At 68.3% G+C, this 13,256-nt stretch carries 11 protein-coding genes and 1 pseudogene; all 12 read left to right on the top strand.

All coding sequences use genetic code 11. The features are described 5' to 3' along the window. Positions 1-48 precede the first annotated feature (48 nt). The 12 genes and pseudogenes from OHA64_RS06835 (at position 49) to OHA64_RS06780 (ending at position 13,024) form a co-directional block, all read left to right on the top strand. Complete coding sequence (locus OHA64_RS06835; RefSeq protein ID WP_405609424.1) at positions 49-1,674, top strand: phytoene desaturase family protein; 1,626 nt, start codon at positions 49-51, stop codon at positions 1,672-1,674. A gap of 502 nt (positions 1,675-2,176) precedes the next feature. Further along, positions 2,177-2,638, top strand: coding sequence for an SAVMC3_10250 family protein (locus OHA64_RS06830; protein WP_405609421.1), 462 nt, complete (start codon positions 2,177-2,179; stop codon positions 2,636-2,638). 537 nt (positions 2,639-3,175) lie between these two features. Beyond that, positions 3,176-3,430, top strand: coding sequence for a hypothetical protein (locus OHA64_RS06825; RefSeq protein WP_405609418.1), 255 nt, complete (start codon positions 3,176-3,178; stop codon positions 3,428-3,430). 129 nt (positions 3,431-3,559) lie between these two features. Next, a complete protein-coding gene (locus OHA64_RS06820) occupies positions 3,560-3,922 on the top strand; it encodes a hypothetical protein (protein ID WP_405609415.1) in 363 nt (120 codons plus the stop codon). Beyond that, positions 3,919-4,379 (top strand): annotated as a pseudogene (locus OHA64_RS06815) (nucleotidyl transferase AbiEii/AbiGii toxin family protein); the annotation flags it as partial. The gene OHA64_RS06820 and the pseudogene OHA64_RS06815, both read left to right, overlap by 4 nt. Before the next feature lie 693 nt (positions 4,380-5,072). After that, positions 5,073-5,690 carry an HNH endonuclease gene (locus tag OHA64_RS06810; protein WP_405609412.1) on the top strand — a complete coding sequence of 206 codons (618 nt, stop codon included), beginning with the start codon at positions 5,073-5,075 and terminating at the stop codon, positions 5,688-5,690. A 306-nt stretch (positions 5,691-5,996) separates the two neighbouring features. Next, the gene (gene panD, locus OHA64_RS06805) at positions 5,997-6,416 is read left to right on the top strand and encodes an aspartate 1-decarboxylase (protein WP_405609409.1); all 420 of its coding nucleotides are present in this window, start codon (positions 5,997-5,999) and stop codon (positions 6,414-6,416) included. Between the two features lie 28 nt (positions 6,417-6,444). Then, complete coding sequence (locus OHA64_RS06800) at positions 6,445-6,789, top strand: GNAT family N-acetyltransferase (RefSeq protein WP_405609406.1); 345 nt, start codon at positions 6,445-6,447, stop codon at positions 6,787-6,789. Positions 6,790-6,825: 36 nt separating this feature from the next. Further along, positions 6,826-7,497: an aspartate/glutamate racemase family protein gene (locus tag OHA64_RS06795; protein ID WP_405609403.1), complete on the top strand. Its 672-nt coding sequence runs from the start codon at positions 6,826-6,828 to the stop codon at positions 7,495-7,497. 218 nt (positions 7,498-7,715) lie between these two features. Next, complete coding sequence (locus OHA64_RS06790; RefSeq protein WP_405609400.1) at positions 7,716-8,963, top strand: tyrosine-type recombinase/integrase; 1,248 nt, start codon at positions 7,716-7,718, stop codon at positions 8,961-8,963. After that, positions 8,960-11,437 (top strand): tyrosine-type recombinase/integrase, encoded by a 2,478-nt coding sequence (locus OHA64_RS06785; protein ID WP_405609397.1) that lies wholly within the window; start codon positions 8,960-8,962, stop codon positions 11,435-11,437. The genes OHA64_RS06790 and OHA64_RS06785 overlap by 4 nt, the downstream gene beginning before the upstream one ends. 285 nt (positions 11,438-11,722) lie before the next feature. Further along, entirely contained in the window at positions 11,723-13,024 is a 1,302-nt protein-coding gene (locus tag OHA64_RS06780; RefSeq protein WP_405609394.1) for an MFS transporter, read from the top strand. Positions 13,025-13,256 lie beyond the last annotated feature (232 nt).

Here is a 13,256-nt window from a genome sequence, read left to right as displayed (position 1 = left end):
CAGGGTGCTTTTCCCGGGGCCTGTAGAACTGCGGCGAAGGTGGTGGATGTGACGGGTCGCGTGCTGGTGGGCCGGCCGTTGGCGGCGGGCGGGGTCACGGACGAGTACGACGCGGTGGTGGTCGGGTCCGGGGCCGGCGGGCTGACCACCGCGGTATGCCTGGCGCGCCAGGGCCGGCGGGTGGCGGTGTTCGAGCAGCACTACACCGCGGGCGGCTACACCCACGCCTACCGGCGGCGCGGCTGGGAGTGGGACGTCGGAATCCACTACGTGGGACAGCTGACGGAGCGAGAGCCGGTCCGCGTGCTCTCGGACTATCTGACCGGCGGCACGCTGCAATGGGCCCCGCTGGGGGACCCGTACGACGAGTACCGCCTGGCGGGGCAGGTGTACCAGGCGCCGGTCGGCTTCTCGGCCTACCAGGCCGGTCTGATCGCGCGCTTCCCGGCCGAACAAGCGGGCATCGAGGCGCTGTTCCGGCTGATCGGGCGGTGCCGGGCGGTCCTGCCCACGCTCGCACTGGGACGGCTGACAGGCCCGGTGGTGCGGCGGCTGGCGCGGGTCCTGCGGGCGACGGCCGTGCCACCCCAGGCGCTGCGGCCGGCCCGGGAGGTGGTGGAAGGGCTCGTTCGCGACGAGGGGCTGCGGCAGGCTGTGCTCACTCCGAGCGCGCTGCTGCTGGCCGATTCCACGGCAAGGCTGCCGTTCTTCCTCCTCGCGGTGCTGTTCGAGCACTTCCGGACCGGCGCCTGGTACCCGGTGGGCGGCAGTGCCGCGATCGCACGCGCGATGCTCGAACCGATCCGCGCCGCCGGCGGTGAGGTCTTCGTGCGGGCGCCGGTGGCTCGGATCGAGCTGGACGGGTCGCGCGCGACGGGCGTGGTGCTGGCGAACGGCACCCGCGTGCGGGCTCCGGTGGTGGTGAGCGCGGCAGGCGCCCAGAACACGTACCGCACCCTGCTGCCGCGCCAACCCGACCGCACCGCAGACCGGCTGGACGGCATGCGGCGCGGATTCCCGTTCGTGGTGCTCTTCCTCGGACTGGACGGCGACCCTGCGGAACTCGGGCTCCCGCGGCACAACCTGATGGTGACCGACGAGGACTGCGACGCCCTCTTCGACGGCACGGGCGGGCGGACCAGCGGCTACTTCTTCTCGTTCTCCTGCGCCAAAGACCCGACCTGGACCGCACGCCACCCCGGACGGTCGACCGGAGAGATCCTGACCTACGTACGGCCAGAGCTGTTCGAGCCATTCCACGGCTCACGATGGCGGCACCGGGACCCTGCCTACCTGGCCCTGAAAGCCGAGCTCACCGCACAGCTCCTTGACCAACTCCACCGCCAACTGCCCCGCACCACAGGCCGGGTGGTCTACCACGAGCTCGGCACCCCGCTGACGGCCGAGCACTTCGCCGGCTGGCCCGGCGGCAGCTTGTACGGGCTGGCCAAGGACGTGGCCGCCTTCGGCGACGGCCACCGCCCCGGCCTGGCGGACTGGCTGCGCCCACGAACCGAGGTCAAGGGCCTGTACCTCTCGGGCCAGGACTGCCTCGCCGGCGGCTTCCTCGGCGCGGTCACCAGCGGCCTGCTGGCCGCCCACGAGGCCCTGGACCGGGCCGGCCGGGCCCGCCTGTGGGCAGGGCTGATGCGCCATGGCGTGCGACCCCCGTGAGGCTGGGCCGCAGTGTGGCTGTGAAATTCCTCGCGCAGCGCCGCCTCATGCAGCAGGGCGCCCCTACGGAGTTCGCCGAGGCGACCGCGAGAATGTTCGAACGGGAGACGTCCTCGGCTGTCCACACATCACCCATCGCGCCACTAGTGGGGCCAACCCTCCTTGCCTGCGCTTCCGTGCGAACCAGGCTGTTGCCATCGTCGACCAAGCGCCTGCCCGAACACCCGTCTCGGAATGTTCGGGGACTGATGCTGGGCCCGAGCCACCTCACGGTCGCGGCCGTACTGCTCGATGAACGCGTCCAAGACCTCGTGGGTGTCGCTGACCGTACTCTCCAGTCCCGCGACGTCCTGGCGGACCTGGGTGACGTCACCGCGCAATTGGACGACCTTGGCGCGTACACCCTGCAGACCATCCTCAACGGAGTCCAGCCTTCCCCCGTGGCGAACCTGATGCAGGTTGGGTACCGTCGGCTGGTGTCGGAGCGGCGTGGCGGTATGGCGTGTCACGGAAGCAGCACGCCAAACGGGGATGCGCCTTGCGTGAGATCGCTTATCTATCCGAGGGGAAGCTGCGGCAGTTCGTGCCTGAGCCCCGGCGTATGCCGCGCACGAGTGGCCTTCGCCTGACCACGCCACTCGGCGGCATCGACATGGACGCGCCGACCACGGACGGCGAACTCGGGCAACTGCGGCACTTGCGGGATGTATACCGGCACTTGGAGCTCGTTGGGGAGTGGTACACCACACCCGAGCTGCGTGCCGGCCAGTGGGTACAGTTCGAAGCCCCGCTGCGGTGCGTGACGCTCAGCGGCGCACACCAGGATCTCGTGCTTTTCGTGGACTCGGTACGGAGACGGAACCCAGACGGACGCGACTGCCGGAGGCTGCCGACTGCTGATGCACGGGTCAGCCCGGCATCTGAGGGGTTGGACGCCGATGCCGGTGGACGGCCCCGAGCTTGAGGTGGTGAACTCCCCATCCAGTCTGGGCGCCTCTTTCGTCACTCGGGCCGGACAGGTCGTCGAGGCACTCACCCGGCACTGCGAGCCACTGCCCGAGGACCTGCCGGGCGCGGCGTGCAGGCATTGCTGCACGCCCTGGACGAAGAAGACACTGGCATCGACACTTCAACGATGATGACCGGATACGCACACGTCACAGGGCTTCTTCCCAGCGCCGAGGCCGCCTCCCGATGCCTGATAGCGAGTCCTCTCGTCGTGGAGTACGCGACAGCCGTTGCTGAGCAGAGTTCTGCATGAGTCCGGCGACACAGCCAGCGCAGCATGCCCAGGTTGAGCGCGGGTGAGAGGCCCGCGCTAAGCGCGTAACCAGACGTCCTGCGCCTAACGCTTGCTGACCTGGTGACCGCCATGGCGGGGACCTGGACACAGGTGCCTGGCTCCCGCTTGGGAGGTTCGCTCCGTGACTCGACAGCTCGTCCGCGGCATGGGTCCTGAGCGAGTGGGCTGCGTTCGGGGCCGAAACGGCGTGCCTCATGGATGCCGCCTGCCCCCTCCGGCCGCTACGGCCACCTTGCCCGCCCCGGTGTCCTTCTCGTCCACTGCGCCGGCGCCATGGGCTTCGGCTTCGGCACCGTCGTCATCCCCGACACCGGGACCGAAGCCGTAGTCGACTCCACCGCGGCGGCCCTCCGCCTGACCTGCTGCGTCATGATCACCCGAGCCTGCTACCGGGGCTGGTCCTGGGTCGGCAGGGCAGCCGGTTGCCGCGCCACCTGGGGGCTGCACGGGTAGGCCATGATGCGCTGAGCGCCCACCGGGTGAGATGTCCGAGGGAGGGGCGGGCGGCGCCCGCCCCGTACGTACGACAGGGGGAGCCCCGTATCCGCCATGCCGCCGCCTCCCAGCAGCGATACTGGATGCATGGACACGACGATCACCGCCCCCCGCGCCGAGGTGCTGCGGGACCGTTACCGCAGCCGACTGCCCGAGCACTTGCAGGAACTGGCTGGCCCCGTCGAGGGCAACGTGGACCTGCCGCTCCACATCGTCTGGTCCGGGCGGACGAGCTACAGCCTGGACCGGCCGAAATCCCGCATGACGCTCTACCGGACCGTCCTCGCCGAAGGACTGAGTGAGGACCTGGTAGCCCTCCTGCACCACCGGCTGCTCACCGAGCAGTGGCCTGTGCTGCGGCGCTTGATCAGTCCCTACATCCGCGAGGTCTGGGAGGACGCTTTCCCCGAGTTGCTCCGCGCCGCTCCGGCCGACACGACCGCCGCGTGAAGCTCACTCCGCTCCACGAGCGTCTCCTCGCCGACATCCTCGACCTCGGCTCCCCCTACCCTCTGGTCCTCACCGGCGGATACGCCGTGCAGGCCCACGGCCTGGTCGAACGCTTCAGCCGTGACCTCGACGTCGCCACCGAAACCCCGCTCCGATGCAGGAGATCGTCGCCTCACTCACAACAGGCCTCATCGCGCGCGGATGGCGGACCACGCACGTCCAGACCGATCCGCTCAGCGGCCGGTTCCTCGTCACCGATCCGGACACCGGCGAGGAGTGCGAGGTCGACGTCCTCAAGGAGGCGTTCTGGGCTCCGCCCGCCCAGACCCCCTATGGCCCCGTTCTTTCCCTCGACGATGTGATCGGCACCAAGGTCCGTGCCCTCGCCGACCGCGGCACCGTCCGCGACCTCATCGGCGTGCAGGCTGCCTCCCGCCACCGCTCCACCGCCGACGTAATAGCTTCCATCCCCTCTACCGCCGTTGCAACGAGAGGATGCGGTGTAGCCAGCAGGTTCCAACCCGGAGCCGTCCACGGTGGTGGCTGTGCACGGCGGATGTGCAGGGCAGCTGAGCGATACCTTGCAGTGGACTCACGGCGAAACTGGGCTGCGGTAACGGTCAAACACTGCATCCCGCTCTCGCTCCCAGGTCCAGTCCGGGTCCCGACGGTGGAACTCGGCAACGGCCAGCTCGAAGAATTGGTCGGAAGGCTTCCGGCTGGATCCATTGACTACCAGTGCTGACAGCATCGGCTCGGGACCGGTGCTGTCCCGGCGGCAGACGTCTGCCAGCAGAAGCGACATCATCCGGCCGTGGTAGTGCACCCGGTGCTCCGGTGCCACGGCCTCGCTCAGCGCCTTGTAGGTGTCGGTCCGGCTCTCTCGGGCCCACTCCTTCAGAATCGCTACCGTGGCGTCCCGGGCAGCCAAATAGTCCGCATCTCCATACTTCATGTGAGCCCCCTCCAGCCGACTGGAGCGACACGGTATCGAGTCGCGGCGGTGCTGAGGTTGGCTCTGAAAAAGTTGCCTGCGCGCCGCCTCGGAGGCGGGGGAGCGGGGACGTCCACCGCGACGTCCGGCTCGCTCTTCGATTGCCAGTGCCGCCTCCTACGATCGCCGTTGATCAGCCTGCAGCAACGGAGGGTGATGGACGAGATCCGTCGCGGCGAGCGAGGCAAGCAGAAGACCTGGCAGTGGCTCATGGTCCTGACGGCGCATCGGGGCCTGTGCGTCTACTGTGGTTGTTCCGCGGCCACCATGATTGACCACGAGAAGCCCATCGCCGATACCGGAGCAGACGTCTGGTGGAACTTCGTTCCAGCCTGCGAAGACTGCAATCGCTGGAAGAAGGGCCGTACCGCGCGGCGCTGGGTGGTGGACATGGATCTCCATCACAGGTATCCGGAGGCAGGCTTCGCAACTCGAGGGATGTGTGCGCCAGCATCGCAAGACGTGTGGAGCGTGTGTAGCGAGAGATGGCCGACATGGACCGGCGCGAGTGGTTCCAGCTGTACTACGGCAGTGACAAGCACCGGAAAAGGGCCGAGCTGTTCGAGATCCTCGATCGCTGCAAGGCTACCCCCACTATCCTTGGCGGACGCCGAAACTGAGGACTTCGCGGACCGTCTCTTCGCGCCTGATCTGCTGCGGTTACTGAAGGACTGGGGAACAGGCTCCCAGCCTGTTCAGAAAATGAGCTCGCTTCCGGCCTTGGGACCGTTCCGAGAGATGCTCCATGAGCGCCACCTCAACCGTGGGCGTTGAACCGACTTCCAGGTCGATGCGCAGGACGGCTCCGTGATCGACGAAGTGCTTACCTGGCGCATCGTCAGGTAAGTCAGCATGTGGTCAGTATTAGTTCTCGCACACTCCGAGACAGGTGCTCGAGCGGGTGCTTGGCCGGCGATGGTGCAACAGCCTGGTTTACGCGGAAGCGCAGGCGACGAGCCTTCTTGCCCGAGTGAAATCGATGTTCCTCACAATCTTCGAGTCGAACGCGTGCCGGTGTACAGTGAAGACCGCCCTTGACCTGCAGAAAGCAGGCAGGGAGCCGTCCTCCAGGAGTCCAAAGTGCTGCGTACTCTATTCAAGTCCAAGATCCACAGAGCCACCGTCACCCAGGCCGACCTGCACTACGTGGGATCGGTGACCATCGATGCGGACCTGCTCGACGCCGCCGATCTGCTGCCCGGTGAGCTCGTGCACATCGTCGACATCACCAACGGGGCCCGGCTGGAGACGTACGTCATCGAGGGGGAGCGTGGCTCCGGGGTGGTCGGGATCAACGGGGCCGCGGCCCATCTGGTGCACCCCGGGGATCTGGTGATCATCATCAGTTACGCTCAGATGACCGATGCCGAGGCGCGGGAGTTCGTACCCCGGGTCGTGCACGTGGACCGCGACAATCGCGTCGTGGCCCTGGGGGCCGACCCGTCCGAGCCGGTGCCTGGCTCGGACCAGGAACGCAGCCCGCAGGCCGTCGTGGCCTGACCCCGACGTTTGGACCAGGAGCGCGCCCATGAGCGAGATCGAGATCCGCGACGACCGGACGGCGGGCCGTCTGGAGGCGCTCGGCGGAGGTGAAGTGGTCGGTCGCATCGAGTACTTCGTCCTGGAGTCGCCCGCCGGCGCGCTCGTCCCCGTTCACACGATCGTCGAGCCGGCCCACGAGGGGAAGGGCATCGCGGGTTCGCTGGCGCGGGAGCTGTACGCCCTCGCGCTGCGCGAGGGAATCGTCGTAGCCCCGCTGTGCCCGTACGTCGTCAAGTGGGCCGAACGCCACCCCGACGAGGCTCCGGCCGCCGATCCGGAACTGCTGCGCGCCGCGAAGCAGTGGCTGGCGGCCCACCCGGGCCGTTTCTGAGCCCATAGGGAAGGGAGGAGCAGTAGAGGAGAACTCGTGTCGCTCGCCCTTCTGCACACCTCGCCCCGCCACGTTCCGGTCTTCGACGCCCTGCGTGACGCGGACCACCAGGGCCTGGAACTGCGGCACTTCGTCGACGAGGAGCTGCTGAGCCGGGCCCGCGCCGAGGGGCCGGAAGCAGCCCGGGGCGACGTACGCGCCGCTCTGGAGCGTGCCGTCGCTCTCGGCGCGAGGGTTGTGCTGTGCACCTGCTCGTCCATCGGCGGCGTCGCCGAGGCCGCCGCCCCCGCGGTCGGGGTGCCGGTGCTGCGGGTGGACCGGCCGATGGCCTCGGCTGCGGTGGCCGTCGGCCCGCGGATCGTCGTCCTCGCCACCGTCGAAAGCACCCTCGGCCCCACGGCCGCTCTGATCGAGGAGGAGGCCCGCCGCGCCGGCCGCCCCGTCGCCGTACGCGGCCGTCTGGTCGCCGGTGCCTGGCAGTGCTTCGAGGCGGGTGACATGGAGGGCTCGCTGAGCCTGGTCGCGGCAGCCGCCGACGAGGAGGCCGACGCGGACGTGATCGTGCTGGCCCAGGTGTCGACCGCTTCGGCCCAGCACCTGATGGCGACCACGATCCCGGTCCTGTCCAGCCCCCGGCTGGGACTGGCGGCCGGCGCGGAGGCGATGGCCGTGGGTCGTTCGAGTTCCGGGCGGGGCGCAGGGGAGTAACCGCCGGGGCGGGGGAGCAGCGGCGTCGGGGGAGTAGCGACGGCGGGACACGACTCATCTCGGTCGGCCGCGTGCTGGGTGCTGAGTACCGAGTGCCGAGTTGGTACGCACCGAGTTGTTGACCGGACTAGCGGGCGACACGCCGGGTGTGAGTGCATCCCCCGCATGGCCTAGTCGGTAGACGTTGCGCATCCGAACGATGAAGGAGCGCAACAGAGTTGGACGCAGCATCTCGTGACATCCAGTTGATCACCCTGCCGCGTTGGGGGCGGGTGGCTGAAGGCATAGGGGCGGTGCCCTGGCTGGTCTTCAATGAAGAGGGAGAGGCGGTGGAGCCGATCCGAAGGTTTCTGGTCGACTTCGTCGCTCGTGACAACCGGCCTGGCAGCGTCCGCAGCTACGCCTTCGACCTGCTGCGCTGGTGGCGATGGCTGCGGGTGGTCCAGGTCGAGTGGGACCGCGCAACCTCAGCGGAGGTCCGCGACTTCGTGCTTTGGCTGCGCATCGCGACGAAGCCGCGGACGTCGGCGCGTACGCAGTCGGCGGCGACTGCGGGGACGACCAACACGATCACGAAGAAGCCGTACCTGGACGACCTCTACAAGCCGCGCACGATCCGGCACAGCAACGCCGTGATCCGCAGCTTCTACGAGTTCTGGATCGAGTCGGGCAGCGGTCCGCTGGTCAACCCGGTGCCGCTGGCCCGGAGCGCGAGGCGGCGCCCGCACGCTCATCACAATCCGCTGGATCGGTATGGCAGCGAGGGGCGGCTGCGCTACAACCCAAAGGTCCCGCGCCGACGACCACGACAGATGCCGGACGAGCGATGGAACGAACTGTTCGCGGCCCTGCGCTCCAACCGGGACCGGGCGATCCTCGCCCTCGGAATCAGCAATGCCGCCCGCGCCTCCGAGCTTCTCGGAGTCCGCGGCGTCGACGTCGACTGGGGCGACCAGCTGGTACGCGTCGAACGCAAGGGCTCCCAGGCCGAGCAGTGGCTGCCCTCCAGCCCGGAGTCGTTCATCTGGCTGCGGCTCTACCAGAGCGAGGGACCGCCGCTGGATCCGCAGGCTCCGTTGTGGTGGACGCTGCGCCGACGTGATCACGGTGAGGGTCTGGCCTATCAGCCGATGAACTACGAGGCCCTGCGCGCGGTGTTCCGCCGGGCCAACGCCTTGCTGGGCACGAACTGGTCGATGCACGACCTGCGGCACACCGCCGCGTTGAGGATGGCTCGGGACAAGCGCCTGACCTTGCGCGACGTGCAGACCATCCTCGGGCACGCGCACTTGAGCACCACCGCAGACATCTACCTGGTCGAAGAAGAAGAGCAGGTCATCGCCCGGGTCCAGGAGTATCTGGCCGACCGGGAGGAACGTGCGAAGCACCCCGCGTCACCAACCGCTGTCGCCTCGGGCTACGAGGCGAGCGACCTGGCGGTGCTGTTCGGGGGTGCTCAAGCATGAGCTACGCAGGAGGGCGACGCGCTAACCGGACTCGGCTCGCCGGAACCGGCACGACGCCGCCACGGCCGCTGTTTGTCGAACACGACCTCAAGGCCGACAAGAACCGCGTCGGCCCGCACGACCAGCGCACCCGCGACGAAGTGCTGGCACTGTTGCCCGCCTCCCCGCTCTGGCCGCGCAGGAAGTACCGCGGCTGCGTCGATCCCGGCGTGAGGCTCCTGGGCTTCACCGGCCGGATCCTGGACTGGCTCGAGTGTCACCCGGGAGACGGCTGGCAGGCCCGCTGGCACGCGGCCGGCGCCGACCAGAGCAAGGAGATCGTGCATGCCGGAGTCCTGGGCGACGACCAACGGGAGTCCCAGCGCAACGGCGTGATCTCGGGCATGAACCTGCTGATGTCCAACCGGATCGTGTTGCCGGGCTACGGCTTCCTGCGCGGCTACAAGGCCATGCGGCTCTTCAAGAACGTCCAGCAGCTCTTCCCCGACGGCAAGCTGGAACAGATGCGCCGCTACGGGGCCGACATCGGCATGACGGCCCGCCACATCGACGAGGGCCTGCGGCTGATCTCGTCGATCATCCTGCACACCGGCCGTGACCTCGACCAACTCACCGCGGAGGACATCTTCTACCTCCGGGCCCGCGCCAGGCGCGAGAACGGCGAGGCATACGTCGGCACCCACAGTGCCTGGGACCTGCTACGCGGGGCTGGCGTCGTCCAGTCCAGGGACACGCTCAAGGACGCGCTCCGCCACGGTCAGCGGCCGACCGCCGAGCTGGTCGATTCCTACAACATCCAGTCCACCCAGATCCGCAACGTGCTGGTGCGCTACCTCGAAGAACGCCGACCTGGCGTCGACTACGGCACCTTCCGCGGACTCGTGAGCGAGCTGGCCGGCGTCTTCTGGGCGGACATCGAAACGCACCATCCCGGCATCGACACCCTCCGGATTCCCGACGACGTCATCGACGGCTGGAAGCAGCGCCTGATGACCTACACCGACAAGAGCGGCCAGGTCCGAGAACGACGCTCACGCATCGACGTCATGATGCGCATCCGCGGTTTCTACCTTGACATCCAGGAATGGGCACACGAAGACCCCTACTGGGCCCAATGGGCCGTCCCCAGCCCCATCACCCGGGGCGACGGCGCCGGAAACCACAAGATGATCAAGCAGACCACCGCGCGGATGCACCAGCGGGTTCGGGAACGGTTGCCGCACCTGCCGGTGCTGGTCGAGACCGCGGAGCGAGTACGCCGCGAGGCCGTCGCACTGCTGGACGCGGCCCGAGCCACGCCGTTCAACGAGGTCTTTGAGCACGACGGCAAGCGCTACCTGCGGGTGCTGCCCAAGGTCAACCAAGTGCGCAGCCGCCTCGACCACGGCTCGCCGCATGTCTACATCAAGGAAGTCGGCAGCACCGGTCGGCGGATCAACCAGAGCGTCGTCGAGGACGACGCCTTCTGGTCCTGGGCCGTCATCGAGACCCTGCGGCAGACCGGCGTCCGGGCCGAAGAACTCACCGAGCTGACCCACCTGGCGCTGGTCTCCTACAAAATCCCCGACCAGCCGCCTGAGAAGGGCGAGGTCGTGCCGCTGCTGCAGATCGTGCCGTCCAAGAGCAACGAGGAGCGACTGCTGCTGGTCAGCCCCGAGCTGGCCAGCGTCCTGGCCACGATCATCAAGCGCTTGCGTGACGCGAACGGTGGCAAGATCCCGCTCGTTGCTCGCTATGACTCCCACGAGCGCGTCACAGGCCCCCAGCTCCCGCACCTCTTCCAGCGCCGGCCCTACTGGCAGCCGCAGGTCATGAGTGAGGCCGCCGTCAAGCGTCTCCTGGACCGCACACTGGAATGCACCGGCCTGCGGGACCAGGCGGGCGAGCCGCTGCGCTACACACCCCACGACTTCCGGAGGATGTTCGCGACCGAAGCTGTCACTGGTGGCCTGCCCGTCCACATCGCCGCACGCATCCTCGGACACAAGACGCTGACCACCACTCAGGCATATCTCGCGGTCTTCCAGGACGACTTGATCAGGACCTACCGCGGCTTCCTCGACCGTCGTCGCGCAGCGCGTCCCCAGGAGGAGTACCGGGAGCCCACTCCGCAGGAATGGCGCGACTTCCAGCAGCACTTCGAACTCCGCAAGGTCTCGCTCGGCACCTGCGGGCGTCCCTACGGAACCCCCTGCAAGCACGAGCACGCCTGCATCCGCTGCCCAGTTCTCCAAATGGACCCCCGCCAGAAGCCCCGCCTCATCGAGATCATCCAGAACCTCCGTGAACGCATCCGCGAGGCCCGCGCCAACGGCTGGCTCGGCGAGGTCGAGGGACTTCAGGTCAGCTTCGACGCCGCGATGGCCAAACTCAAGAGCCTCAAGGACGTCCCCACCGACGGACGCCCTCAACTGGTTGACCTCGGCATGCCCGTCTTCACTGACGACGCACCACCGCCTCAGCCAGATGAGTAGGTGCTTTTCTTCCTAGCGCGTTGAACACGGCGCTCCGAGATCCAGCTGGTCAGCAGATCGAGCTTGCTCATTGCGACGGATCGTCGTTGCGGAGAGCTGGTGCCCGAGGCCACAATGCGTGGAGGTGCCGGGTGGTCATCCCGGCGAAGTGTAGGAGGCGCTGCTTGTGAACACCGCATCGCGGTGCGCCTCGTCATGCGCGCCAGACGCTGACCACTTCGCTTCGCCCACCGGCTGACCTGCTTCGTTCACGGTGGGCGCTTCCCCTTATGGGAGACCACCGTAGTGTCCGAAAACTTCGGGACGGTTGATCGCCGTCCTCTGGCAACGGTTCTTGCCGCCAACCTCGTTTCGATCGCAGGGAATTGCCTTACATACATGGGCGTGCCGTGGTTCGTGCTGCAGAGCACGGGCAGCGCCGCCAGGGCCGGGATCGTCGCGTTCTGCACACTGCTGCCCGCCGTGCTCGCTGCGCTCGTCAGCGGTCCGGTCATCGACCGGATCGGCCGACGGCGGGTGAGTGTCGCCTCGGATCTCGCCTGCGCAGTCGCCGTTGCGGCGATCCCGCTGCTGCAGCTCGCCGGCATCCTGCAGTTCTGGATGCTGTGCGTGCTGATGGCGATGACAGGGCTGTTCCGTGCGCCGGGTGACACCGCTCGCGGCGTGCTGTTGCCCACGCTCGCCAAACGCGCCGGCATGCCGCTGACCAGGGCTGCCGGGCTGTATGACGGTGCGGCACGCTGCGCGGCGCTGACGGCATCCGCCCTCGGAGGCGTGCTGATCGCCGTACTCGGAGCCGACAACGTCCTGTTGGTGGATGCCGCGACCTTCGCCGTGGCCGCGCCACTGTTCGCGTTCGGAGTGCGCGGCCTGCCCGAGGCACAGCCCCAACGACGGGCCGAGCCGGCGTCGCTGCGGGCCTACCGTCGTGAACTCGCGGACGGCTATCGCTTCCTGGCGGCCACGCCGCTGCTGCTCGGCCTGTGCCTGATGACGCTGGTCACCAGGGGCCTCGACCAGGGGTGGAGCGCCGTGCTCCTGCCCGTGCATGCCCGTGAGGAGCTTGATGGTGCCGTCGATCTCGGTCTGCTGAACGCGGCGTTCGGGGTTTGCGCACTCACAGGGGCGCTGGTCTACGGGGCGGTGGGCAGCCGCTTTCGGCGGTGGCCCGTGTTCACGATCGCTTTTCTCATCGGGGGCCTGCCGCGCTTCGTGGTGGCCGCCTTCACCGACACCTTCACCCCGCTGGCCGTGATCATGGCGGTTGAGGGTCTCGCCTTCGGTGTTCTCAACCCCATCATGGCCACCGTGACCTATGAGACGGTGCCGGAGGACCTGCGCAGCCGCGTGCTGAGCGCGACCACGGCCTCGGTCCAGCTGGTCACCCCGCTGGGCGGACTGGCCGCGGGCTTCCTCGTGGATTCGGCCGGCCTGCCCTTCTCGCTGCTGGCGGTCGGCGGTGCGTATCTGCTCGCCACGCTGTGCCCGGTGATCTTCCCGGCCTGGAGGCAGATGGACCATACCGGTTCTCCCCACGACAGGGCGGAGGGCTCACTGCCGCAGGATTCGGGGGCGAAACGGGTGTAGTCACGGAGACAGCCGTTTCGGCACTGCTCACGAACACCTGATGCCGGTGCTCCCCGTCGCGGTACTCAAGCGGGGGCCCGGCCTTCTTAGTCCGGAAAAGAGGGCCGTGTGCCGAGGGCCGAGTGCCCCGCACCGAGTACCCGTGTACCGCGCCCCGCGGGCCCCGTGCCCCGCGCCCGCACCGAGTGCCCGTGAACCGTGCCCCAAGCGCCCTGAGCCGCGCCCCGTGCGG

It is taken from the genome of Streptomyces sp. NBC_00076 (assembly GCF_045041235.1).
GTDB lineage: Bacteria > Actinomycetota > Actinomycetes > Streptomycetales > Streptomycetaceae > Streptomyces.
Note: the sequence above shows the minus strand (reverse complement) of the source record. Positions and strands in the feature narration are given on the sequence as shown.